9 protein-coding genes are annotated in these 26,590 nt (G+C 61.9%); 8 read left to right on the forward strand and 1 reads right to left on the reverse strand.

All coding sequences use genetic code 11. The features are described 5' to 3' along the window. Window positions 1-75 precede the first annotated feature (75 nt). Window positions 76-15,414 (reverse strand): LapA family giant adhesin, encoded by a 15,339-nt coding sequence (locus ACXX9E_RS06315; protein WP_458555174.1) that lies wholly within the window; start codon window positions 15,412-15,414, stop codon window positions 76-78. Between the two features lie 357 nt (window positions 15,415-15,771). Between ACXX9E_RS06315 and ACXX9E_RS06320 the strand changes: the two genes are divergently transcribed. The 8 genes from ACXX9E_RS06320 to ACXX9E_RS06355 all read left to right on the forward strand — a co-directional run bounded on the left by ACXX9E_RS06320 (window position 15,772) and on the right by ACXX9E_RS06355 (window position 26,574). Then, the gene (locus ACXX9E_RS06320) at window positions 15,772-17,124 is read left to right on the forward strand and encodes a TolC family outer membrane protein (RefSeq protein ID WP_123470337.1); all 1,353 of its coding nucleotides are present in this window, start codon (window positions 15,772-15,774) and stop codon (window positions 17,122-17,124) included. 34 nt (window positions 17,125-17,158) lie between these two features. Next, complete coding sequence (locus ACXX9E_RS06325; protein WP_123470339.1) at window positions 17,159-19,315, forward strand: type I secretion system permease/ATPase; 2,157 nt, start codon at window positions 17,159-17,161, stop codon at window positions 19,313-19,315. Further along, the gene (locus tag ACXX9E_RS06330) at window positions 19,305-20,672 is read left to right on the forward strand and encodes an HlyD family type I secretion periplasmic adaptor subunit (protein ID WP_128615453.1); all 1,368 of its coding nucleotides are present in this window, start codon (window positions 19,305-19,307) and stop codon (window positions 20,670-20,672) included. The genes ACXX9E_RS06325 and ACXX9E_RS06330 overlap by 11 nt, the downstream gene beginning before the upstream one ends. Window positions 20,673-21,042: 370 nt before the next feature. Continuing rightward, window positions 21,043-21,939 carry a TauD/TfdA dioxygenase family protein gene (locus ACXX9E_RS06335; RefSeq protein ID WP_123470344.1) on the forward strand — a complete coding sequence of 299 codons (897 nt, stop codon included), beginning with the start codon at window positions 21,043-21,045 and terminating at the stop codon, window positions 21,937-21,939. Window positions 21,940-21,961: 22 nt separating this feature from the next. Beyond that, a complete protein-coding gene (locus tag ACXX9E_RS06340; protein ID WP_186748077.1) occupies window positions 21,962-22,822 on the forward strand; it encodes an ABC transporter ATP-binding protein in 861 nt (286 codons plus the stop codon). A gap of 20 nt (window positions 22,823-22,842) precedes the next feature. Beyond that, window positions 22,843-23,709 carry an ABC transporter permease gene (locus ACXX9E_RS06345; RefSeq protein WP_458555175.1) on the forward strand — a complete coding sequence of 289 codons (867 nt, stop codon included), beginning with the start codon at window positions 22,843-22,845 and terminating at the stop codon, window positions 23,707-23,709. A gap of 199 nt (window positions 23,710-23,908) precedes the next feature. Further along, entirely contained in the window at window positions 23,909-24,826 is a 918-nt protein-coding gene (locus ACXX9E_RS06350; protein ID WP_336347980.1) for a LysR family transcriptional regulator, read from the forward strand. Between the two features lie 209 nt (window positions 24,827-25,035). Continuing rightward, on the forward strand, window positions 25,036-26,574 hold the full coding sequence (locus tag ACXX9E_RS06355; RefSeq protein ID WP_267805122.1) for an MFS transporter: 1,539 nt from the start codon (window positions 25,036-25,038) through the stop codon (window positions 26,572-26,574). Window positions 26,575-26,590 lie beyond the last annotated feature (16 nt).

Consider the following 26,590-nt stretch of genomic DNA (forward strand, 5'->3'; position numbering starts at 1 on the left):
GACGACGAGATCGTCACCGGTACGGTGCAGGTAAACGCGACGGCCGCCCCTGAGGGCGGCCGTTTTGTTCACGCATCAGCTGTTGTTGTGGTCGACCTTGATGGTCGGGTCGCTGCCGGCAATCAGGTTATGGATGTTGGCGCTCGACCAGTTGTTGCCTTCCAGTTTGATCGTCACGTCCGGTGTCGCGGCGGCGGCATCGGCCGAGTTGAACTTGCCCGCCGAGCTGACTTGCAGCGACGACACGCCGTCGACCGTGGTGATCTTCAGGAAGTTGTCGATGGTGCTGCCGGTCTCGCCCTGCAGCAGATCGCGCAGGTCGATGCGGTCGCCTTCATTGGCATTGAAGTCCTTGATCACGTCGTTGCCGGTGTCGCCAGCCTTCCAGACGAAGGTGTCGGCGCCGGAACCACCGATCAGGATGTCGTTGCCCTGACCGCCGATCAGCGTGTCGTTGCCGGTGCCGCCGAGCAGAATGTCATTGCCCTTGCCGCCATCGAGCAGGTCGTTGCCGCCCGAGCCGAACAGGATGTCATTGCCCGCGCCACCCAGCAGGGTGTCGTTGCCGTCATGCGCGCCAGACACATCGAACGCCTGATAGTGCTCGGTGATGTACTGGTGCACGTTGCTGGTGGTGACCTTGCTGACGTCGACGCCGGTCTGCTGCGCTACGAACGCCTGCATCGCCTGATAACCCTCACCGGCGATGCCGTTGAAGCTCACCAGATCGCCGAACAGGATGTCGTTGCCGTCGCCACCGCTGACGGTGTCGTTGCCCGGCAGCGTCGCTTCGGTATGGCCGATGATCGAGTTGGCCAGGTCTTTCGGGTCGATGTTGGTTTGCGGCGAGTGATCCGAGTCATACGGTTTCAGGTCGTTGAGGCTGACACCACTGTTAATACCGATGGCTTCGACGTTCGACAGACCGCTGAGCAAGGTGAAGCTGCTGCTGGAGTTATCGGTGGTAGCCGATGTGGTGCTGTTACCGGTACCCGCCAGGCTCGACAACTCGTAGGTCCCGTCGCCTTGGGCATGAACGGTGCCCAGGTTGGTCGCGGTCCAGCCGTAACGGCTGGTGTAGACCTGCAGCTGCGCACTGCCGTTGGCACTGATGCTCAGGTAATGCGTGCTGTCGATGTAGGTGCTGAAGGTGTCGCCCAGTTTGTAGTTGCTGGTCGTTACCACACTGTCGAACTTCACGTTGCCGTACAGCGTCGGGTTGGTCTGCTCGCCGCTCTGGTAGTAGGTCGGCTGGCCATCAGTGATGAAGTACGTAAGGTTCTTCGCCCCGGTGTTGGCCACGGCTTCCGCGCTCTGGAAGAAGTTGGCCGTGGTCTTGAACACGTCTTCGTAGTTGGTGCCGCCGCCGGACGACATCGAGTCGAGCACGGCTTTGAGCTTGGTCAGTGCGTTCGGATCGTTGAGGTTCACCGACACCGACTTGTTGACCTGGGTATCGAAGTCCACCAGGAAGATGTTCACCGTCCCCGAGTTGCTGCCGCCCAGGCTCTGCTTGAGGGTGTTGAACACCGAGGTCAGAGAGTCCTTGGCAGCGTTGATCGACGAGGTGCTCATGCTGCCCGAGCTGTCGACCATGAACGCGATGTTGTAGTTGGTGCCCGGCACCACGGTCAGACCGCCGATGTCGGCGACCATGATGTCGTTGCCATCGGTGCCATTGAAGGTGTCATCACCGGAGGTGGCGACCGCCGCGTTATAGACCGCCGGCACCACGGTGACCGGAATGGTCGCGGTGCTGCTGGCCGAACCGCCGACCATCTCGGTGGAGGTCGAGGTCACGGTCAGGTTGAACTGGCCGTTGTAGTAGGTCGGCGGGGTTACGGTCAGGCTGCCCAGGTTCCAGCCGGTGACGTTGGCTTCGCCGTTGCTCGCGGTGACGGTGAAGCTGTGGCCGTTACCGTCGGAGAGTACCGAGCCGACCGGCGCACCGCTGATCTTCACGCTCAGGGTTTCCGAGCCGTCGGTGTCGGTCAGGGCGGTGTTGATCGCCGACAGTTTCACCGTGGTGCCTTCAGCGCCGGTGTTGAGCTTGTAGCCGTCGTAATAACCTTCGCCGTTAGTGCCGTGCAGATCGGAGACGGTCACGCCGGCGTTCACCAGATCCTGCACGCCGGTGTAGATCGGCACGCCGGCGCTGCTCAGGTCGATTGGCGTGCTGCCGTTGACCGACAGGTTCACGTCATAGCTGCCCGGGCCGCTCTGGTTGTGGTGGTAGATGTCCAGGGTGTAGTAACCGCTGGTGGTCGGGGTGAACGAACCGCTGATCGCACCACCCGCCCCCCAAGTACCCGACGCCACGCTCTTGCCGCCGATGGTGATCAGCAGGCTGTCGTCGGCCACACCGCTGAAGCTGTAGGTCTTGCCGGCTTCCAGGTAGATCAGGCCCGAGGTTTTCGACGCGGTGCCAGCGGTCACGCTGCCGTCCGACTGCACGTTGGTCACGGTGCCGCTGGAGTTCGGGGTGCCAGCGCCGTCGATGACGGTTTTCAACGTGGTTGAGTCCGCGCCTGCGCCGCTGGTGCCCAGACCCGACAGGCCGGTCCAGACTTCCTTGACCAGCCCGGTGGAATTCACGCTGTTGTCGGCCACGCTCACGGTCGGGGCATCGGCCACAGGCGTGATGTCGATCTTCACGGTGCCGGTGTTGCCCAGCAGTTGGCCGTCGGTTGGCTGGAACTTGATCTGCGCGTAGTCGGCCTGGTTGTTGCCCACGCCGGTGCCGCCGTAACCGTTGACGCCCGATTCGTTGGCATCCGGCATGAAGCGCAGTTTGCCGGCGTCGATGTCAGCCTTGCTGAAGGTCTGGTTGTTGGCGACGTCTTTCCAGGTCGAACCGTCCAGATACTGCAGTTTGCCTTCGCCCGGCAGTTGGGTGATTTTGATGCCGAGGCTGCTGGCCGGGCTGTCGACGTCGGTCACACCGAAGGTCGACCAGCCGAGGATCAGCGGCGTGTCTTCGGTGCCGGTGACGTTGACCGGGGCTGCGACCGGCGCATCGTTGACCGCCACCACGTTGACCGTGGTGGTCGCCGTGTTGGAGTAGTTGCCGCCATCGGTCACGGTCACGGTAATGATCCGCGGCACGGTGCTCGGGTTTTCACTGCCGTTGGTGAAGCTGATGTTCTTGATCGCCTGCATGTAGTCGGCGAGCGTCGCATTACCCGACAGGGTCAGGGTCACCGTGCCGTTGGTGCTGTTGGCATTGATGGTGATGCCATTGACGCTGTTGCCCAGGTTCAGCGCATCGCCGTCCTGACGGTTGGTCAGCACAATGGTCGCGCCAGTGAGCATGGTGCTGTCCGGGTCGGTGATGGTCAGGTCAGTGTCGGCAATCGACACGCCAGCGCCCGGGGTGTTTTCGGTGAACGTCACCTTGTAGTCGGCACCGGTGGCGCCGCTGGAGTTGTTGGCGTCGAGGTCGATGACCGGTGGCGCATCGTTGTCGATGATCGAGGTGCTGACGCTGCCGTTGGTGCTGCTGACGGCCAGGTTCTCGAAGTTGCCGCCGGTGGCCGAGTCGATCTTGACCACGAAGTTTTCGGTGCCTTCGGTGATCTTGTCATCAATGGTCGCGACGTTGAACTGCGCGCTGCTGGCGCCCGCCGGGATCTTCACGGTGTACACGCCAGTGAAGTCCGAACCGTCGGCGGCGGTGCCGCTGTAGACGATTTTCAGGGTCACTTCGGTTTGCGCCGGGTGGTTCAGGCTGACCGTGTAGCTGGCGGTCTGGCCTTCGGTCACCGAACTGCTGCCGGTGATGCTGACGGTGGTGGTGTCGATGGTGTCGGCGACGCTGGTCACGGCCGGTGTCGTGCTGGTGACCAGGTTTTCAAAGCCGCCGCCGCTGGTACCGGTGATGGTCGCCTGCACGGTGCCGGCGTCTTTGTAGACGTCGTCAGCCGGAGCCGGAACGGTCACGGTGCCGGAGGTTTTGCCAGCGTCGATGGTGATCACCGAGCCGTTGCTCAGGGTCACGGTCACCGGCGAGCCGGCGGCGTTGCTCAGGGTTGCGGTGTAGGTGATCTGGCCACCTTCGTTCACCGCCGGGGTCGCGCTCAGCGACAGGTTAGTGGTGTCGACGGTGTCGGTCACGGTGGTGCTGACCGGGGTTTTGTCGGCGACCAGATTTTCGTAGTTACCACCGCTCACGTTGGTGATCGAATTGGTCAGCGGCGCATGGCCGGTCAACGCATCGTTCGGTGCGGTAGTGGTTGCGGTGCCGGTGGTCTGGCCAACGCCAATGGTGATGGTCTGACCGTTGGCCAGGGTCACCACGACTGGCGAACCGGTTACTGGAGCACCGACGGTGGCGGTGTAGACGACGTTGCCGCCTTCAGCCGCTGTACCGGTCGCGGTCAGTTTCACCGTGGTGGTGTCGATGGTGTCGGTGACGCTGGTTACGGCTGGAACAGTGCTCGGCACCAGGTTTTCGAAGTTGCCACCGGTGGCGGTGCTGATGGTCGCTTGCACGGTGCCGGCGTCTTTGTAGACGTCGTCGGCTGGCGCTGGAACGGTCACGGTGCCGGTGGTTTTACCGGCTTCGATGGTGATTACCGCGCCGTTGGACAGGGTCACGGTGACTGGCGAGCCAGCAGCGTTGGTCAGGGTCGCGGTGTAGACAATCGAACCGCCTTCAGCGACCGAATTGGTAGCGCTGAGCGACAGATTGGTCGTGTCGACAGTGTCGGTCACCGTAGTGCTGACCGGCGTCTTGTCCGCCACGAGGTTTTCGTAGTTACCGCCGCTGACGTTGGTGATCGCGTTGGTCAGCGGTGCGTGACCGGTCAATACGTCGTTTGGTGCGGTGGTGGTCGCGGTGCCGGTGGTCTGACCTACACCAATGGTGATGGTCTGACCGTTGGCCAGGGTTACCACAACTGGCGAACCGGTTACTGGAGCACCGACGGTGGCGGTGTAGACGACGTTGCCGCCTTCAGCGGCCGTGGCGGTTGCGGTCAGTTTCACCGTGGTGGTGTCGATGGTATCGGTGACGCTGGTCACGGCCGGCGTTGTGCTGGTGACCAGGTTTTCGAAGTTGCCACCGGTGGCGCTGCTGATGGTCGCCTGTACGGTGCCGGCGTCTTTGTAGACGTCGTCAGCCGGTGCCGGGACGGTCACGGTGCCGGTGGTTTTACCGGCTTCGATGGTGATTACCGCGCCATTCGACAGGGTCACGGTCACTGGCGAGCCAGCAGCGTTGGTCAGGGTTGCGGTGTAAACAATCGAACCGCCTTCAGCGACCGAATTGGTAGCGCTGAGCGACAGATTGGTCGTGTCGACGGTGTCGGTGACATTGGTCGAAACCGGGGTCTTGTCGGCCACCAGGTTCTCGAAGTTGCCACCTGTTACGTCAGTGATCGAGTTGGTCAGCGGAGCGTGGCCAGTCAATACGTCGTTTGGTGCGGTAGTGGTCGCGGTGCCGGTGGTCTGGCCGACACCAATGGTGATGGTTTGACCATTGGCCAAAGTCACGACAACTGGCGAGCCGGTTACTGGTGCGCCGACAGTCGCGGTGTAAACAACGTTGCCGCCTTCAGCCGCCGACTCGGTGGCCGTCAGTTTCACGGTGGTGGTGTCGATGGTATCGGTAACGCTGGTCACGGCCGGCGTCGTGCTCGGCACCAGATTCTCGAAGTTGCCACCGGTGGCGGTGCTGATGGTCGCCTGTACGGTGCCGGCGTCTTTGTAAACGTCGTCGGCTGGCGCAGGAACGGTCACGGTGCCGGTGGTTTTGCCGGCGTCGATGGTGATCACGGCGCCGTTGGACAGGGTCACGGTGACTGGCGAGCCAGCAGCGTTGGTCAGGGTCGCGGTGTAGACAATCGAACCGCCCTCGGCCACGGTGCCAGTCGCGGACAGCGACAGGTTGGTGGTGTCGACGGTGTCGGTCACAGCCGTGCTGACCGGAGTTTTGTCGGCGACCAGATTTTCGTAGTTACCACCGCTCACGTTGGTGATCGAATTGGTCAGCGGAGCATGGCCAGTCAACGCATCGTTCGGTGCGGTGGTGGTCGCGGTACCGGTGGTCTGACCGACGCCGATGGTGATGGTCTGACCGTTGGCCAGGGTTACCACGACTGGCGAACCGGTTACTGGTGCGCCGACGGTGGCGGTGTAGACGACGTTGCCGCCCTCTGCCGCCGTGGCCGTTGCCGTCAGTTTCACGGTGGTGGTGTCGATGGTATCGGTGACGCTGGTGACGGCCGGAACAGTGCTCGGCACCAGGTTTTCGAAGTTGCCACCGGTGGCGGTGTTGATTGTCGCCTGTACGGTGCCGGCGTCTTTGTAAACGTCGTCAGTCGGTGCCGGGACGGTCACGGTGCCGGTGGTTTTGCCGGCGTCGATGGTGATCACGGCGCCGTTGGACAGGGTCACGGTGACTGGCGAGCCAGCAGCGTTGGTCAGGGTCGCGGTGTAGACAATCGAACCGCCTTCAGCGACCGAATTGGTAGCGCTGAGCGACAGATTGGTCGTGTCGACAGTGTCGGTGACATTGGTCGAAACCGGGGTCTTGTCGGCCACCAGGTTCTCGAAGTTGCCACCTGTTACGTCAGTGATCGAGTTGGTCAGCGGAGCATGGCCGGTCAACGCATCGTTCGGTGCGGTGGTGGTCGCGGTACCGGTGGTCTGACCGACGCCGATGGTGATGGTCTGACCGTTGGCCAAAGTCACGACAACTGGCGAGCCGGTTACCGGTGCGCCGACAGTCGCGGTGTAGGTGACATTGCCACCCTCAGCAGTCGACTCTGTCGCTGTCAGTTTGACGGTGGTGGTGTCGATGGTGTCGGTGACGTTGGTCACTGCCGGTACGGTGCTTGGCACCAGGTTCTCGAAGTTGCCACCGGTGGCGGTCGAAATGGTCGCTTCGACTTTGCCAGCGTCTTTGTAAACGTCGTCGGCTGGTGCCGGGACAGTCACGGTGCCAGTGGTTTTACCGGCTTCGATGGTGATTACCGCGCCGTTCGACAGGGTCACGGTGACTGGCGAGCCAGCGGCGTTGGTCAGGGTCGCGGTGTAAACAATCGAACCGCCTTCAGCGACCGAATTGGTAGCGCTGAGCGACAGATTAGTGGTGTCGACGGTGTCGGTCACGGTGGTGCTGACCGGTGTTTTGTCGGCCACGAGATTTTCGTAGTTGCCGCCGGTCACGCCGGTGATCGAGTTGGTCAGCGGCGCCTGGCCGGTCAGTGCATCGTTCGGTGCAGTGGTGGTCACGGTGCCGGTGGTTTTACCGACTTCGATGGTGATGTTCTGGCCGTTGGCCAGGGTCACCACGACAGGCGAGCCGGTCACTGGAGCGCCAACAGTCGCGGTGTAAGTAACAGTGCCGCCTTCAGCCACGGAGGTATCGGCCGTCAGTTTGACGGTCGAGGTGTCGATGGTATCGGCGACTTCGGTGACGGCCGGAACAGTGCTCGGCACCAGGTTCTCGAAGTTGCCACCGGTGGCGGTCGAAATGGTTGCTTCGACTTTGCCGGCGTCTTTGTAAACGTCGTCGGCTGGCGCAGGAACGGTCACGGTGCCGGTGGTTTTGCCGGCGTCGATGGTGATCACGGCGCCGTTGGACAGGGTCACGGTGACTGGCGAGCCAGCAGCGTTGGTCAACGTTGCGGTGTAAACAATCGAACCGCCCTCGGCCACGGTGCCAGTCGCGGACAGCGACAGGTTGGTGGTGTCGACGGTGTCGGTCACGTTTGTGCTGACTGGCGTCTTGTCGGCCACGAGGTTTTCGTAGTTACCGCCGCTGACGTTGGTGATCGAGTTGGTCAGCGGAGCATGGCCGGTCAACGCATCGTTCGGAGCGGTGAAGGTCACGGTGCCGGTGGTTTTACCGACTTCGATGGTGATGTTCTGACCGTTGGCCAGGGTCACGGTGACTGGCGAACCGGTTACCGGTGCGCCGACAGTCGCGGTGTAAGTGACGGTGCCGCCTTCTGCCACGGAGGTATCGGCCGTCAGTTTGACGGTCGAGGTGTCGATGGTATCGGTGACTTCGGTGACGGCTGGAACAGTGCTCGGTACCAGGTTTTCGAAGTTGCCACCGGTGGCAGTCGAAATGGTTGCTTCGACTTTGCCGGCGTCTTTGTAAACGTCGTCGGCTGGCGCAGGAACGGTCACGGTGCCGGTGGTTTTGCCCGCTTCGATGGTGATTACCGCGCCATTCGACAGGGTCACGGTCACTGGCGAGCCAGCGGCGTTGGTCAAGGTTGCGGTGTAGACGATCGAGCCACCTTCAGCCACCGAATTGGTAGCGCTGAGCGACAGGTTAGTGGTGTCGACGGTATCGGTGACGGTGGTTGATACCGGGGTCTTGTCGGCCACCAGATTCTCGTAATTGCCGCCAGTGACACCCGTGATCGAGTTGGTCAGCGGCGCCTGGCCGGTCAACGCATCGTTCGGAGCGGTGAAGGTCACGGTGCCGGTGGTTTTACCGACTTCGATGGTGATGTTCTGGCCGTTGGCCAGGGTCACCACGACAGGCGAGCCGGTTACTGGAGCGCCAACAGTCGCGGTGTAAGTAACAGTGCCGCCTTCAGCCACGGAGGTATCGGCCGTCAGTTTTACGGTCGAGGTGTCGATGGTATCGGTGACTTCGGTGACGGCTGGAACAGTGCTCGGTACCAGGTTTTCGAAGTTGCCACCGGTGGCGGTGCTGATGGTCGCTTCGACTTTGCCAGCGTCTTTGTAAACGTCGTCGGCTGGCGCAGGAACAGTCACGGCGCCAGTAGTTTTACCGGCTTCGATAGTGATTACCGCGCCGTTCGACAGGGTCACGGTCACTGGCGAGCCAGCAGCGTTGGTCAAGGTTGCGGTGTAGACGATCGAGCCACCTTCAGCCACCGAGCCAGTCGCGCTCAGAGACAGGTTGGTGGTGTCGACGGTGTCGGTGACATTGGTCGAAACCGGGGTTTTGTCGGCCACCAGGTTCTCGAAGTTGCCACCTGTTACGTCAGTGATCGCATTGGTCAGCGGAGCATGGCCAGTCAACGCATCGTTCGGTGCGGTGGTGGTCGCGGTGCCGGTGGTCTGGCCGACACCGATGGTGATGGTTTGACCATTGGCCAAAGTCACGACAACTGGCGAACCGGTCACCGGCGCGCCCACGGTCGCGGTGTAGGTTACGGTGCCGCCCTCAGCCGCCGACTCGGTCGCGGTGAGTTTGACGGTGGTGGTGTCGATGGTATCGGTGACGTTGGTCACGGCCGGCACGGTGCTTGGCACCAGATTCTCGAAGTTGCCGCCCGTTGCCTCCTTGATCGTGACTTCGACTTTACCGGCGTCTTTGTAAACGTCGTCGGCTGGCGCAGGAACGGTCACGGTGCCGCTGGTTTTGCCCGCTTCGATGGTGATCACCGAACCGTTCGACAGAGTCACGGTTACCGGGGTGCCGGCCGGGTTGGTCAGCGTCGCGGTGTAAACGATCGACCCGCCTTCAGCCACCGAATCGGTCGCGGTCAGGTTCAGGTTGGTGGTGTCGGTGGTGTCCGAAACCTTGGTGTCGGCGGACTTGCCGTCGACCGCCAGTTTTTCGAAATTGCCGCCAGTGGCGCCGTCGATGGTCACGCTCAGCGAGCTGCCGCCGGCCAGAGGGCTGTTCGGTGCAACGAGGTTCACCGAGCCGGTGGTTTCACCGACAGCGATGGTGATGGTCTGGCCGTTGGACAGGGTCACGACAACCGGCGAGCCAGTCACTGGCGCGGTCACGGTTGCGGTGTAGACCACGGTTTCGCCTTCAGCGACGTTCGCCGTGGCGGTCAGCGACACGGTGGAGGTGTCGATAGTGTCGTTGACGGTAGTGACCGCTGGCGCTGTGCTGGTGACCAGGTTTTCGAAGTCGCCGCCAGTCGCGCCTTTGATAGTTGCTTCAACCGTGCCGGCATCTTTGTAGACGTCGTCTTTCGGTGCGTCGACGGTGACGGTGCCGGTGGTTTTGCCGGCGTCGATGGTGATCACGGCACCATTCGACAGCGTCACGGTGACCGGCGAGCCAGCAGCATTGGTCAGGGTCGCGGTGTAGGTGATCTGGCCGCCTTCGTTCACCGAACCGGTGGCGCTCAGCGACAGGTTGGTGGTGTCGACCGTGTCGGTGACGGTGGTGCTGACCGGGGTTTTGTCGGCCACGAGGTTTTCGTAATTGCCGCCGGAAACGTCGGTGATCGCGTTGGTCAGCGGCGCGTGGCCAGTCAGCGCATCGTTCGGCGCGGTGGTGGTCACAGTACCGGTGGTTTTGCCGACTTCGATGGTGATGTTCTGGCCGTTGGCCAGGGTCACGACCACCGGCGAACCGGTGACCGGTGCGCCAACAGTAGCGGTGTAGGTGACGGTGCCACCTTCAGCGGCCGACTCGGTGGCGGTCAGTTTGACCGTCGAGGTGTCGATGGTGTCAGTCACTTCGGTGACGGCCGGAACAGTGCTCGGCACCAGGTTTTCGAAGTTGCCGCCAGTGGCGTCCTTGATGGTCACTTCGACTTTGCCGGCGTCTTTATAGACGTCATCGGCTGGCGCCGGAACGGTCACGGTGCCGGTGGTCTTGCCCGCTTCGATGGTGATCACCGAACCGTTCGACAGGGCCACGGTTACCGGGGTGCCGGCCGGGTTGGTCAGGGTTGCGGTGTAAACGATCGACCCGCCTTCAGCCACGGTGCCGGTCGCAGTGAGCGACAGGTTGGTAGTGTCGACAGTGTCGGTGACCGTGGTCGAAACCGGGGTTTTGTCGGCCACCAGATTCTCGTAGTTGCCGCCGCTTACGTCAGTGATCGCATTGGTCAGCGGGGTGTGGCCGGTCAACGCATCGTTCGGCGCGGTGGTGGTCACGGTGCCGGTGGTTTTGCCGACTTCGATGGTGATGTTCTGGCCGTTGGCCAGGGTCACTACGACAGGCGAGCCGGTGACTGGCGCGCCAACAGTGGCAGTGTAAGTAACGGTGCCACCTTCAGCCGCCGACTCGGTAGCGGTCAGTTTGACGGTGGTGGTGTCGACGGTATCGGTCACGTCGGTGACGGCTGGAGTGGTGCTCGGAACGAGGTTTTCGAAGTTGCCGCCAGTCGCGTCCTTGATGGTCACTTCGACTTTGCCGGCGTCTTTATAGACGTCATCGGCTGGCGCCGGAACGGTCACGGTGCCGCTGGTTTTGCCCGCTTCGATGGTGATCACCGACCCGTTCGACAGAGTCACGGTTACCGGGGTGCCAGCCGGGTTGGTCAGCGTCGCGGTGTAAACGATCGACCCGCCTTCAGCCACGGTGCCGGTCGCAGTGAGCGACAGGTTGGTGGTATCGACAGTGTCAGTAACAGTGGTCGAAACCGGGGTTTTGTCGGCAACGAGGTTTTCGTAATTACCGCCGGAAACGTCGGTGATCGCGTTGGTCAGAGGCGCGTGGCCGGTCAGCGCATCGTTCGGCGCGGTGGTGGTCACGGTGCCGGTGGTTTTACCCACTTCGATGGTGATGTTCTGGCCGTTGGCCAGGGTCACGACGACAGGCGAACCGGTGACTGGCGCGCCAACGGTGGCGGTGTAGGTGACGGTGCCACCTTCAGCCGCCGACTCGGTGGCGGTCAGTTTGACGGTGGTGGTATCGACGGTATCGGTGACTTCGGTCACGGCTGGCGTGGTGCTCGGCACCAGGTTCTCGAAGTTGCCGCCGGTGGCGTCTTTGATAGTGACTTCGACTTTGCCGGCGTCTTTATAGACGTCATCGGCTGGCGCAGGAACGGTCACGGTGCCGGTGGTCTTGCCCGCTTCGATGGTGATCACCGAGCCGTTGCTCAGGGTCACAGTGACTGGTGTGCCGGCCGGGTTGGTCAGGGTTGCGGTGTAAACGATCGAACCGCCTTCAGCCACGGTGCCGGTCGCAGTGAGCGACAGGTTGGTAGTGTCGACAGTGTCAGTGACCGTGGTCGAAACCGGGGTCTTGTCGGCCACGAGGTTTTCGTAATTACCGCCGGAAACGTCGGTGATCGCGTTGGTCAGAGGCGCGTGGCCGGTCAGCGCATCGTTCGGCGCGGTGGTGGTCACGGTGCCGGTGGTTTTACCCACTTCGATGGTGATGTTCTGGCCGTTGGCCAGGGTCACCACGACAGGCGAACCGGTGACGGGTGCGCCAACGGTGGCGGTGTAGGTGACGGTGCCACCTTCAGCCGCCGACTCGGTGGCGGTCAGTTTGACGGTGGTGGTGTCGACGGTATCGGTCACGTCGGTGACGGCTGGAACGGTGCTCGGAACGAGGTTCTCGAAGTTGCCGCCAGTGGCGTCCTTGATGGTCACTTCGACTTTGCCGGCGTCTTTATAGACGTCATCGGCAGGCGCCGGAACGGTCACGGTGCCAGTGGTTTTGCCGGCTTCGATGGTGATCACCGAGCCGTTGCTCAGGGTCACAGTGACTGGTGTGCCGGCCGGGTTGGTCAAGGTTGCGGTGTAAACAATCGAACCGCCCTCGGCCACGGTCCCCGTCGCGCTCAGCGTCAGGTCGGTGGTGTCAGTGGTGTCGGTGACGGTGGTGCTGACCGGGGTTTTGTCGGCAACGAGGTCTTCGTAATTGCCGCCGCTCACGCCCGTGATCGCGTTGGTGATCGGCGCTTGGCCGGTCAACGCATCGTTCGGCGCAGTAGTGGTCACGGTGCCGCTGGTTTTGCCGACTTCGATGGTAATGCTCTGACCATTGGCCAGCGTCACGACCACCGGCGAACCGGTGACCGGCGCGCCAACAGTGGCGGTGTAGGTGACGGTGCCACCTTCAGCGACCGAGGTGTCAGCCGTGAGTTTCACGGTCGAGGTGTCGATGGTGTCCGTGACTTCGGTAACGGCTGGCGTGGTGCTTGGCACCAGATTCTCGAAATTGCCGCCGGATACATCCTTGATGGTCACTTCGACTTTGCCGGCGTCTTTATAGACGTCATCGGCTGGCGCAGGAACGGTCACGGTGCCAGTGGTTTTGCCGGCTTCGATGGTGATTACCGAGCCATTCGACAGGGTCACGGTGACTGGCGTGCCGGCCGGATTGGTCAGGGTCGCGGTGTAAACGATCGAACCACCCTCGGCCACGGAACCGGTCGCGCTCAGCGACAGGTTGGTGGTGTCGGCGACGTCGGTAACAGTGGTCGAAACCGGGGTCTTGTCGGCGACCAGATCTTCGTAATTACCACCGGAAACACCGGTGATCGAGTTGGTCAGCGGCGCATTGCCGGCCAGCGCATCGTTAGGCGCGGTGGTGGTCACGGTGCCGCTGGTTTTGCCGACTTCGATGGTGATGTTCTGGCCGTTGGCCAAGGTCACGATGACAGGCGAGCCGGTGACCGGCGCGCCGACGGTGGCGGTGTAGGTGACGGTGCCACCTTCAGCCACAGTGGTGTCAGCCGTGAGTTTCACGGTCGAGGTGTCGATGGTGTCAGTCACTTCGGTAACGGCTGGTGTGGTGCTCGGCACCAGGTTTTCGAAGTTGCCGCCGGTGGCGTCCTTGATGGTGACTTCGACTTTGCCGGCGTCTTTATAGACGTCATCGGCTGGCGCCGGAACGGTCACGGTGCCGGTAGTCTTGCCCGCTTCGATGGTGATTACCGAGCCGTTGCTCAGGGTCACAGTGACTGGCGTGCCGGCCGGGTTGGTCAGGGTCGCGGTGTAAACAATCGAACCGCCTTCAGCCACGGTGCCGGTGGCTGTCAGCGACAGGTTGGTGTCGTCGATCGAATCGGTAATGGTGGTGGTCGCTGGCGTCGTGTTCGGCACCAGGTTTTCGAAATTGCCGCCGGTAGCACCGGTGATGGTGGTACTGACGGTGCTGCCATTGTTGTAAACGTCGTTGGCCGCAGTCGGCACGTTGACCGATCCTGTGGTCTTGCCGGCGTCAATGGTGATGGTCGAGCCGTTCGACAGGGTGATCGTCACCGGGGTTTGCGCGGCGTTGGTCAGCGTCGCGGTGTAAGTGATCTGGCCACCTTCGACGACCGTACCAGTGGCGGTAAGGCTCACGCTGGTGGTGTCGATCGAGTCGGTAACGGTGGTGGTCGCTGGCGTGGTGTTCGGCACCAGGCTTTCAAAGTTGCCGCCGGTAGCGCCGGTAATGGTGGTACTGACGGTGCCGCCATTGTTGTAGACGTCGTTCGGCGCGGTCGGCACGTTGACGGTGCCGGTGGTCTGGCCGGCTTCAATGGTGATGGTTGAACCGTTCGACAGGGTGACCGTTACCGGCGTCTGCGCCGGGTTGGTCAGGGTCGCGGTGTAGGTGATCTGGCCACCCTCTACCACGGTACCGGTAGCGGTCAGGGTCAGGTTGGTGGTGTCGATCGAATCGGTGATGGTGGTCACCGCCGGTGTCGGGTTCGGCACCAGGTTTTCGAAGTTGCCGCCGGTAGCGCCGGTGATCGTCGTGGTGACGGTGCTGCCGTTGTTATAAACGTCGTTGGCCGGAGTCGGCACGTTGACGGTGCCGGTGGTCTGGCCGGCTTCGATGGTGATTGTCGAACCGTTCGACAGGGTGACGGTCACCGGCGTCTGCGCCGGGTTGGTCAGGGTCGCGGTGTAGGTGATCTGGCCGCCTTCGGTGACGCTGTTGCCAGCGGTCAGCGTGACGGTGGTGGTGTCGATGGTGTCAGTGACCTGGGTCGTGGCCGGGGTGGTCGGCGGGGTCACGGTGATGCCGTTACCGCCAGTGGTGCCGGTGACGGTCACGTCGATCTGGGTCGGGTCGTTATAAACGGTGTCGTTCGGTGCCAGCGGCACGTTGACCGTGCCGGTGGTAGAACCGGCCGGAATCACGATCACCGAGCCGTTGGACAGGGTGATGGTCAGGTCGGTCAGCGGCGCCTGGGTCAGGGTCGCGGTGTACACCAGCACGCCGCCGGCTTCGGTGATGGTCGGCGTGGCGCTGAGGCTCAGGGTCGACTCACGCAGGGCGTTGGTGGTGGTGTCGGTGGTCTGGCCGCCGGTGATGTTCTGCGCCGCTTGTGCGCCGGCGTTGATGCCTGCCGTCGGGAAGCCGATGGTCGGGTCGACGCGGCCAGCGGTGGCGTCGAGCATCACGAAACTGTGGCCGCCACCAGCGGCACCGCCAGTGCCTGCGGCGGTGGCGCCGGCAGCGGTGGCTTCAAGAGCGGTGGTCGGGTCGGCACCGGCGGCGATGGCCTGCTGCAACTCGGCTACAGAGGGTGCGGCCTGCGCGGTGGCTTCGGCCAGGTCAGTGCTGGAGTCGGGCGCGTTGGCGCTCCACTGGGTTTCGCGGCCCAGGTCCAGGGTGCGGCCATCAGCCAGTTCCAGCGACACGGCGCCAGAGAGGCCAGTGTCAATCTGATCGCCGACAAACAGTCGATCGCCTTCAACGAGTACGCGGCGTACGCCCTCTGGGGACACCACGAATACCTGACCGACAATGCTTTTGACGATGGCAACAACACTGCTCATTGAAGACTCTCCGGGTGTCACGTTCAGTTGACTTCCATACACCTGATGGCTTGGGCGCCGATTCAGTCTGGACGTACTTTTAAAATTTGCGAATCAAGATTGACGCATGTTTTCGTCAATAATTTGGCTATATTCTTTCGCGATTAACTTTATGCCAAACTATTGACCTTATGGGTGCCATCCTAAACAATCGCCCCACTAATGTCACATTGATATTTCCGCGGCGACCTGTCCTTTAGCGTGTGATCCAGTTCCTGTTTTGAACTTTCCGACATACGGTCAATCTGGTTGCCATCATCCGACGCAGCGCCACGTTTTGCTGTGATTCAAGACAAGAAGTTCTGGGAAATTCCTATCATGCGTTCGCCACTGCTTTTCGCCGTACCCTTCGCTCTCGCCGCCTCGTTTGTACAAGCACAATCCTTACCAGAAGCCATGCAGCAGGCACTGGATGTCCATCCGGAAATCCAGGCAGGGGTCAACAGTCGTTTGGCCGCGGATTATCAGTTAAAGGCAGCAAAAGGTGGATACCTGCCCAAGGTCGATCTGCTCGGCGGTTATGGTCGTGAGGGCACCGACAGCGTGACCACCCGCGCCAACGGCGGTGGCAATCACTGGGAGACCCTGAACCGCAGCGAGTCAAGTTTACGTCTCTCGCAAATGGTCTTCGACGGTTTTGCGACATCCAGCGAAGTCGGGCGTCAACAAGCCACCGTCAACTCCCGCGCCTACTCGTTGCTCGGCACTTCCGAGCGCACCGCACTGACCGTCGCCCAGGTGTATCTGGACGTGCTGACCCGTCGCGAATTCGTGCGTCTGGCCGAGGAAAACCTCAAGAGCCACCAGCGCATCTATGACCAGATCCAGTTGCGCACCCAGCGTGGCGTCGGCAGCGGCGCCGACCTCGATCAGGCCGAAGCGCGGATGGCCCAGGCGCGCAACAACCTGATCACCGAACAGACCAACCTCGCCGACTCCGAGACCAACTTCCTCAGCGCCGTCGGCCAGATGCCCGATCAACTGGAGCGCCCGGCACCGTTCATGGCGATGATGCCGGCCAACCTCAATGAAGCCCGCGCACAGATGCTGGAGAACAGCCCGATCCTGCGTTCGGCCGAGTCGGACATCGCAGCCGCCGAGAAGCAGTACGAAACCGCCAAGTCGACTTTCTACCCGCGTTTCGACGCCGAGCTGGGTCGCACCGCCGACAACGATCTGGACGGCCAGAACGGCCACAACAACGAATGGCAGGCCATGCTGCGCATGCGCTTCAACCTCTATTCGGGCGGCAGCAACAAGGCCGACCTGGAATCCAAGTCGTACCTGTCGAACCAGGCGCTGGACATCCGCAACAACGCCCTGCGTCAGTTGAACGAAGAACTCGGTCTGGCCTGGAACGCCTTGAACAACGCCAATGCTCAGGTTCCGATCGCTCAGCAGTACGTCGACCACAGCACCTCGGTGCGCACCGCTTACCAGCGTCAGTTCAGCCTCGGCGAGCGCACTCTGCTTGACTTGCTCGACAGCGAAAACGAGTTGTTCACCGCTTCGCGGCGTCTGGCTGAAATCAAAAACATTCAGTTATTTACTCAGTATCGAATCAAGGCGACCATGGGCGAGTTGCTCAGAAGCCAGGGAGTGGTCGCGCCATTGGCATCCGTTGTGCAGAACGACGTGAAGCCCAAGGTCCAGCTGCCTGGGATGAATTGAGTTATCCCTTTTCAACTGTCAAAGAGTGTCGAGCGTGGAATCAGAAGTCAGTCGAGTTCAACTCAGTCATGATCCACGCGCGTTGCACGACGATCCGTTACTGGACGGTCTGCTCGCCCTTTGCATGCTGCACCAGAAACCCGCCAGCGCGGCGATGCTGACCACCGGCCTGCCGCTGCCCAAGCAACGCCTGAGCGTCGAGTTGCTGCCCCGCGCAGCCGCTCGCGCCGGGCTCCAGGGCCGGGTACTGCAACGCAAGCTGGAAGAAATTCCGGCGATCGCCATGCCGGCACTGTTGCTGCTCAAGGACGGCCGCAGCGCTGTCCTGCTCGGCTGGCAAGGCGAGAACGAAGCCCGGGTGCTGCTCAGCGAAAGCGACGGCGGCGAATCGGTGGTCAGCCGCGAACTGCTGGCCGACGACTACACCGGCAAAGTCTTCTTCGCCCAGCCGCAGCACAAATTCGACGTCAACCACGGCACGCTGATCCCGCGTGCACGCTCGTGGTTCCGCGATACCCTCAAGCGTTCGCGCTGGCTGTACGCCGATGCGATCGCCGCCAGTTTCCTGATCAACATCATCGCCATGGCCGCGCCGCTGTTCGTGATGAACGTCTACGACCGCGTGGTGCCGAACCAGGCCGAAGCGACCCTGTGGGTGCTCGCACTGGGCATCACCGGGGCCTACATTTTCGACCTGATCCTCAAGAGCCTGCGCAGTCTGTGCCTGGACCTGGCCGGGAAGAAAACCGACCTGATCATCTCCGCCACGCTGTTCGAACGCATTGTGGGCATGGCGATGAAATACCGCCCGGCGCGGGTCGGCAGCTTTGCGCAGAACATCCATGAGTTTCAGAGCCTGCGCGACTTCCTCGCTTCGCTGACCCTGACCAGCCTGATCGACCTGCCGTTTACCATCCTGATCTTCATCGTCATCGCCATTCTCGGCGGGCACCTGGTGTGGATTCCGGTGCTGGCGTTCCCGATTGCCCTGCTGATCGGCTATGCCTTGCAGAAGCCACTGGTCGCGACGATGGAGCGCACCATGGCCCTCGGTGCCGAGCGCCAGTCGAGCCTGATCGAAACCCTCGCCGGCCTCGACGCGGTCAAGGTCAACAACGCCGAAAGCGAACGCCAATACCAGTGGGAACAGACCATCGGCACCCTCAGCCGCCTCGAGCTGCGAGTGAAAATGCTCTCCGGTCTGGCGATGAACATCACCCTGCTGATCCAGCAACTGGCCGGGGTGATCATGATCGTCTTCGGCGTCTACCAGATCATCGCCGGCAACCTGAGCATGGGCGGTCTGATTGCCTGCTACATGCTCAGTGGCCGCGCCCTCAGCCCGCTGGCCTCGCTGTCCGGCCTGCTGACGCGTTACCAGCAGGCGCGGGTGACCATGACCTCGGTCGATCAGATGATGGAGTTGCCACAGGAGCGCAATTTCGAAGAACGCCCGCTTAGCCGCAAGGTCCTGCAGGGCGCGATCGAATGCCGCCAACTCAACTTCACCTACCCGGAACAACAGAACCCGGCGCTGAAGAACATCAACCTGGTGATCCGTCCCGGCGAGAAGATCGGCATCATTGGCCGCAGCGGCTCGGGCAAGAGTTCGCTGGCGAAACTGCTGGTGGGCCTGTATCAGCCGGACGACGGCGCGTTGCTGGTCGACGGTGTGGATATCCGTCAGATCGACGTCAGCGAACTGCGCTACAACATCGGCTACGTGCCGCAGGACATCCAGCTGCTGTCCGGCACCCTGCGCGACAACCTGGTGTCCGGCGCACGTTATGTCGAGGACGAACTGGTGCTGCAAGCCGCCGAACTGGCCGGTGTCCACGAGTTCGCCCGTCTGCACCCGCAAGGTTATGAACTGCAAGTCGGCGAGCGCGGACAAAACCTGTCCGGCGGCCAGCGGCAGAACGTCGCCCTTGCGCGGGCACTGTTGCTCAATCCACCGATCCTGTTGATGGACGAGCCCACCAGCGCCATGGACAACACTGGCGAAGAACGCCTCAAGCAACGCCTCGCGGCGGTGATAGAAAACAAGACCGTGGTGCTGGTGACGCACCGGGCGTCGCTGCTGTCGCTGGTGGATCGCCTGTTGGTGGTCGACCGTGGGCAGATTCTCGCTGACGGTCCGAAAGCGGCGGTGATGGAAGCGTTGAAGAAGGGGCAGATCAGTGTTGCTTAAGTCGGGTGTCAAGGATTCGATCCGTCGCTACTTCAAGGGCTCTGCTTCGTTGCAGGGCCAGCCGCTGCCGGAGGTCAACAAAGCGCTGATCGAAGACGCCCCACGCGTCGTGCGTCTGACCATCTGGGCGATCATCGGCTTCTTTATCTTCCTGCTGCTGTGGGCCAACTTCGCCGTGATCGACGAAGTGACCAAGGGCGACGGCAAGGCGATTCCGTCGTCGAAGATCCAGAAAATCCAGAACCTGGAGGGCGGGATCGTCTCCGAGCTGTTCGTCAAGGAAGGCCAGATTGTCGAAGCCGGTGCACCGCTGATTCGCCTCGACGATACGCGATTTGCCTCCAACGTCGGCGAAACCGAGGCCGATCGGCTGTCGATGCTGCTGCGCGTCGAGCGTCTGAGTGCCGAGGTCGATGACCGTCCGCTGAATTTCCCTGAAGACGTGCTCAAAGCCGTGCCGGGCCAGGCGAAAAGCGAAGAGTCGCTGTATATCAGCCGCCGCCAGCAACTGCACGACGAGATCGGTGGTTTGCAGGAGCAGTTGATCCAGCGTCAGCAAGAGCTGCGCGAGTTCAGCTCCAAGCAGGCGCAGTATCGTCAGCAACTGGGCTTGCAACGTCAGGAAATCAACATGTCCGAGCCGCTGGTGGCGCAGGGCGCGGTGTCCCCGGTAGAAGTCTTGCGCCTCAAGCGTGCCGAGGTGGAAACCCGTGGTCAGCTCGACGCCACCACCCTGGCAATCCCGCGTGCGGAATCGGCGATCAAGGAAGTGCAGCGCAAGATCGACGAGACGCGCGGCAAGTTCCGCAGCGATGCGCTCACCCAGCTCAATGAAGCGCGCACCGACCTGAACAAGGCCCAGGCCACCGGCAAGGCGCTGGAGGATCGGGTCAGCCGGACGCTGGTTACCTCGCCCGTGCGCGGCATCGTCAACAAGTTGCTGGTCAACACCATCGGCGGGGTGATTCAGCCGGGCAGCGACATGGTCGAAATCGTACCGCTGGATGACACCTTGCTGGTCGAAGCCAAGATCCGTCCGCAGGACATTGCCTTCCTGCACCCGGGGCAGGAAGCGATCGTCAAGTTCACCGCCTATGACTACACCATCTATGGCGGGTTGAAAGCCAAGCTGGAACAGATCGGTGCCGACACCATCACCGACGAAGACAAGAAAACCACCTACTACATCATCAAGGTGCGCACCGAGCGCAGCCACTTGGGTACCGATGAGAAACCGCTGTTGATCATTCCGGGGATGGTCGCGTCGGTGGACATCATCACCGGCAAGAAGTCGGTGTTGAGTTACCTGCTCAAGCCGATCATTCGGGCGCGGGCCGAGGCGTTGCACGAACGTTGATTCTCTAGTGGCCTGACCGGCCTCATCGCTGGCAAGCCAGCTCCCACAGAGTTCTCGGTTGGAACACGATCATGTGATCGACATCAGAACCTGTGGGAGCTGGCTTGCCAGCGATGGCGTCCGATAAATCGCCGCATTACGCCCAAAAGTGACACTAATCGTCACTCACCATCCAGTCCATTCCTCACCATCCGCCATATCGTTATTCATTAACGGTATTTAATTTCCAGTTCTTATAGCTTTAAAGTCATCCACCTGCGTACCTGCCGACCAATCGGCGCGCCGCACGACCTGAACCAACACGCAATCCAGCGTGAGTGTCTGATCGACGAGCGCGCCCGTGAGCGCGTCGTGCGTGGGAGATTGAAAGATGTCCGCAGCTACTGCCACCCCAAGCGCCGCGACTGCCGCGCCGCAAACCTTCGAGATTCGTCCGTTCAGCGGTGCCGTCGGTGCCGAAATCATCGGCCTGGACCTGACCCGCCCGGTCAACGACCAGGACTTCGCCCGCATTCACCGCGCGCATCTGGATCACCACGTTGTGGTGTTCCGCGACCAGCGCATCACCCCGCAACAGCAGATCGACTTCAGCCGCCGTTTCGGCGTGTTGCAGATCCACGTGCTCAAGCAGTTCCTGCTGGCGGATCACCCGGAAATCCTCATCGTTTCCAACATCGTCGAAAACGGCCAGAACATCGGCCTCGGCGATGCCGGCAAGTTCTGGCACTCCGACCTCTCCTACAAAGAGCTGCCGAGCCTTGGCTCGATGCTGCACGCGCAAGAACTGCCGTCCGAGGGCGGCGACACCTTGTTCGCCGACATGCACAAAGCCTGGGACCACCTGCCTGAAGCGCTGCGCAAAGCGGTCGCAGGTCGCTCGGCCGCGCACTCCTACACGGCGCGCTACAGCGAGACCAAATTCGAAGGTAACTGGCGTCCGACGCTGACCCCGGAGCAACTGGCCCAGGTCGCCGAAGTCGTGCACCCGATCGTCCGTACCCACCCGGAAAACGGCCGCAAGGCGCTGTTTGTCAGCGAAGGTTTCACCACGCGCATCGTCGGTTTGCCGGAAGACGAGAGCAAGCAGCTGCTCGCCGAGCTCTATGCCCACAGCGTGCTGCCGCAAAACATCTACCGCCACCAGTGGCAGCCCCACGACATGGTGTTCTGGGACAACCGTTCGCTGATCCACCTCGCCGCGGGCTGCCCCGCGCACCTGCGCCGCAAGCTGTATCGCACGACCATTCAGGGCGACGCGCCTTTCTGATTCGCCGGAGATTGATCAAATAATGAACGCTCCCTTGCAAGGCCACGCGGCCAGCAACCCGATCGCTCGCAGCGAAGCGTTGTTGGCAGTGGACAACGTCAGCCTCGAATACCGCACGCCGCAACGCGTGGTGCGCGCCACTCACCAGGTCAGTTTTGAAATCGACCCGGCCGATCGCTACGTGCTGCTCGGCCCGTCCGGTTGCGGCAAATCGACCCTGCTCAAAGCGGTGGCCGGGTTCATTCAACCGTGCGAAGGCGAGATCCGCCTGCAAGGCCAGCGCGTCGACGCACCGGGCCCAGACCGGATTGTGGTGTTTCAGGAATTCGATCAGCTGCCACCGTGGAAAACCGTCAAACAGAACGTGATGTTCCCGCTCCTCGCGTCGCGCACTCTGAAGAAGAAAGAAGCCGAAGAACGCGCGCTGCACTATTTGGAAAAAGTTGGCCTGGCGGCGTTCGCCGATGCTTATCCACACACGTTGTCCGGCGGCATGAAGGCGCGGGTGGCGATTGCCCGGGCGCTGGCGATGCAGCCGAAAATCCTCTTGATGGACGAGCCGTTCGCCGCGCTGGATGCACTGACCCGGCGCAAGATGCAGGAAGAATTGCTGCTGCTCTGGGAAGAAGTGCGCTTCACCTTGCTGTTCGTCACGCACTCGATCGAAGAGGCACTGGTGGTCGGCAATCGCATCCTGCTGCTGTCACCCCACCCGGGGCGGGTGCGCGCTGAAGTGCACAGCCATCAATACGATCTGCAAAGCCTTGGCGGCGTGGCGTTTCAGGAGTCGGCGCGGCGCATTCATCGCTTGCTGTTCGATGAAGGCCAGTCGCCGGAAACCGAGCGTGACCACGACTTCAACGACATTCGCATCGCTTATTGAGCGGCCAGGAGGACTACCCGATGAGCCATTCATCATCCGTGCGTGAAGAATTCGAAATTAAGTTGGAGCCGCTGACCGAAGTGCTGGTCGAGCGCGAGTTGTCCCTCGGAACGCAGCTGTGGCAACAGGGCTGGCTGCGTAAAGGCCTGATCCTGATTGTGCTCGCTGTCGTGTGGGAAGTGGTCGCGCGGATTCAGAACAATGACCTGATGCTGCCGAGTTTCCTGCAAACCAGCCATGCGCTGTTCGACGGCCTGCTCAGTGGCGAGTTGCTGGCCAAGGTGTGGATATCGCTGGTGGTGTTGCTCAAGGGTTATCTGATCGGCATCGTGCTGGCATTTGCCCTGACCACGTTGGCGGTATCGACGCAGTTGGGCCGTGATCTGCTGAGCACGATGACCTCGATGTTCAATCCGTTGCCCGCGATTGCCTTATTGCCATTGGCGCTGCTGTGGTTTGGCCTCGGGCAGAACAGCCTGATCTTCGTGCTGGTGCATTCGGTGCTCTGGGCGCTGGCACTGAACACCTATGCCGGGTTTCTCGGCGTTTCGGAAACTCTGCGCATGGCTGGGCGCAATTACGGTTTGAAGGGTTTGCGGCTGGTGCTGTTTATCCTGATCCCGGCGGCGCTGCCGTCGATTCTTGCCGGGCTGAAAATTGGCTGGGCGTTTGCCTGGCGCACATTGATCGCGGCAGAACTGGTGTTTGGTGCGACCAGTGGCAAGGGCGGGCTGGGTTGGTACATCTTTCAGAATCGCAATGAGCTGTATACCGACAAGGTGTTTGCCGGGTTGGCGGTGGTGATTTTGATCGGGTTGCTCGTTGAGAATCTGGTTTTCGATACGCTGGAGCGGGTGACCGTTAAGCGGTGGGGGATGCAGCGGTAATTCTGTGGCGTTGCGGCTGGCCCCATCGCTGGCAAGCCAGCTCCCACAGGTTTTGCGGTGGCCGTAGACTTTGTGAGCTCCCTAAATCAAAGTGGGAGCTGGCTTGCCAGCGATGGCGTCCTGTCGGGCGCCTCCTTACTTAAACGATGTTTGCTAGGATTGCGTGCAGATCAATCCTGATCAGCCACGAGTGCTCTGTATGCAACTGCCGGACATGAACCTGCTGGTCGCCCTCGACGCCTTGCTCGACGAGGGCAGCGTGGTCGGTGCCGCGCGGCGGATGAACCTCAGCCCGGCGGCCATGAGCCGCACGCTGACGCGCATCCGCGAAGCCATCGGCGATCCGATCCTGGTGCGCGCCGGCCGTGGCCTGGTGCCCACACCCAAAGCCCTGGAATTACGCGAGCAGGTGCGCGATGTGGTCGAACACGCCGCGCTGTTGTTCCGCTCGGCAGACGCCGTCGAACTGGGCACTCTGCGCCGCCGCTTCAGCATCCGCGCCAACGACTTTTTCGTCGGTGTGTACGGTGGAAAACTGTTCGACACCCTCGACCAGCAGGCCCCGCATTGCGAATTACGCTTTGTCCCGGAAGGCGACGGCGACGATGAAGCGTTGCGCGAAGGGCGGATCGACCTGAGTGTCAGCAATACCCGGCCGGTGACCCCGGAAGTCAAAGTGCAGAACCTGTTCTCCACGCATTTTGTCGGTCTGGTGCGCGAGGATCATCCGTTGCTCGACGGCGAAATCACCGCCGAGCGTTATGCCGGTTTCTCCCACATCAGCATGTCGCGTCGTGGCATTGCCCGTGGCCCGATTGATACTGCGCTGAACGCCTTGGGGCTGGAGCGGCGGGTGGCGGTGATCGCGCCGAGCTTCCATGCGGCGATGTTTGCCTTGCCTGATTCCGACCTGATCCTGCCGGTGCCCAAGGAAGCGCTGCTGAGTGTGCGCCGACTGGGTCTGAAGCTGCGCTCATTCGACCTGCCAGTCCCGTTGCCGACGCTGATGCTGACCCAGGCCTGGCACCCGCGCTTCGACAAGGACCCGGCGCACCGCTGGCTGCGCGAGACGCTCAAGGCCTGTTGCGACGAAACCTGGCTGGCCGCCCAGCCCTGATTCCGAAAACCACACGAACCCTGTAGGCGTGAGCCTGCTCGCGACAGCGGTGTATCAGTCGGCGAAAATATCGACCGAAACGGCGCAGGCTCGCTCCTACAGCGAAATAGTTGTGTCTGACGCACTTATATCCTGCCAATAAGTCAATTTTCGTCAGTAGTAAGCCCGACTAAGATGCTCCGGTATTTTTCCCTCCGGAGTGTGCATTCATGACTTCCCTGACGGCTCCGGCGCCCATCGCTGCGGCCAGTCCGGCGACGGCGGCCACGCCACCGCTGTTCGGCGCGCGGATCATCACCGGTCTGGTCGGCGTACTGCTGGCGGTGCTGGTCTCGGGTCTTAACGAGATGGTGACCAAAGTCGCGCTCGCCGATATCCGGGGCGCGCTGAACATTGGCTACGACGAAGGCACCTGGCTGGTCGCCTGCTACGCCGCGACCTCGGTGGCGGCAATGGCGTTCGCACCGTGGTGCTCGGTGACCTTTTCGCTGCGCCGTTTCACCCTCGGCGCGATCAGTCTGTTCACGTTGCTCGGCTTGCTGTGCCCGTTCGCCCCCAACTACGAAAGCCTGTTGTTGATGCGCACCTTGCAAGGGCTGGCCGGTGGCGCGTTACCGCCGATGCTGATGACCGTGGCCCTGCGCTTTTTGCCGGCCAATTTCAAACTGTATGGCCTGGCCGGCTACGCGCTCACGGCGACATTCGGCCCGGGCCTCGGCACGCCGCTGGCCGGCTTATGGAGTGAATACGTCGGCTGGCAATGGACGTTCTGGCAAATCATCGTGCCGTGCCTGATTGCCATGGCCATGATCGCTTGGGGCATTCCGCAGGACCCGCTGCGCCTGGAGCGCCTTAAGACGTTCAACTGGAAGGGCCTGCTGCTAGGTTTTCCGGCGATCTGCATGCTGGTGATCGGCTTGCTCCAGGGCAACCGGCTGGACTGGTTCGAGTCGGACCTGATCTGCGGTTTGCTCGGCGCCGGCTCGCTGTTGCTGGTGGCGTTTCTGATCAATGAGTGGTCGCAGCCGATTCCGTTTTTCAAGCTGCAGATGCTCGGCATCCGCAACCTGTCGTTCGCACTGATGACCCTCGCCGGGGTGCTGGTGGTGTTGCAGGCCGTGGTGCTGATTCCGTCGAGCTATCTGGCGCAGGTACAAGGTTATCGCCCGGTGCAGACCGCGCCGATCATGCTGATCGCCGCTTTGCCGCAGTTGCTCGCGCTGCCGCTGGTGGCGGCGCTGTGCAACCTGCGCTGGGTCGATTGTCGCTGGGTGCTTGGCATCGGCTTGAGCCTGTTGACGCTGTCCTGCCTGGGCGGCTCGCTGCTGACCTCGGAGTGGATTCGCGACAATTTCTACCTCCTGCAGTGGTTGCAGATCTTCGGCCAGCCGATGTCGGTGCTGCCGCTGTTGATGTTGTCCACCGGCAGCATCCAGCCGCAGGACGGGCCGTTCGCCTCCGCGTGGTTCAACACGGTGAAAGGCCTGGCGGCGGTGGTCGCCACCGGTGTGATCGAAGCGCTGACCACGGCGCGCCTGCATTTCCACTCGACCATGTTGATCGACAACCTTGGCAATTCGCCTCTGGCTGATCGCAGCGATCCGGGGCTCGCCCATCGCCTGCACGAACAGGCCGTGGTGCTGACTTCGTCCGACCTCTATGTGTGCATGGCGGGCGTCGCAGTGGCGCTGATCCTGCTGATTTTCTGGCTGCCGACGCGGATCTTCCCACCGCGCGCACCGACCTGACGGCTGTACTGAAACA

It is taken from the genome of Pseudomonas sp. GNP014 (assembly GCF_054344005.1).

Bases quoted from the DNA above. Each gene is read 5' to 3' on its own strand.
- ACXX9E_RS06315 (WP_458555174.1), bottom strand. From the start codon at position 15,414: ATGAGCAGTGTTGTTGCCATCGTCAAAAGCATTGTCGGTCAGGTATTC.
- ACXX9E_RS06320 (WP_123470337.1), top strand. From the start codon at position 15,772: ATGCGTTCGCCACTGCTTTTCGCCGTACCCTTCGCTCTCGCCGCCTCG.
- ACXX9E_RS06335 (WP_123470344.1), top strand. From the start codon at position 21,043: ATGTCCGCAGCTACTGCCACCCCAAGCGCCGCGACTGCCGCGCCGCAA.
- ACXX9E_RS06340 (WP_186748077.1), top strand. From the start codon at position 21,962: ATGAACGCTCCCTTGCAAGGCCACGCGGCCAGCAACCCGATCGCTCGC.
- ACXX9E_RS06345 (WP_458555175.1), top strand. From the start codon at position 22,843: ATGAGCCATTCATCATCCGTGCGTGAAGAATTCGAAATTAAGTTGGAG.
- ACXX9E_RS06350 (WP_336347980.1), top strand. From the start codon at position 23,909: ATGCAACTGCCGGACATGAACCTGCTGGTCGCCCTCGACGCCTTGCTC.
- ACXX9E_RS06355 (WP_267805122.1), top strand. From the start codon at position 25,036: ATGACTTCCCTGACGGCTCCGGCGCCCATCGCTGCGGCCAGTCCGGCG.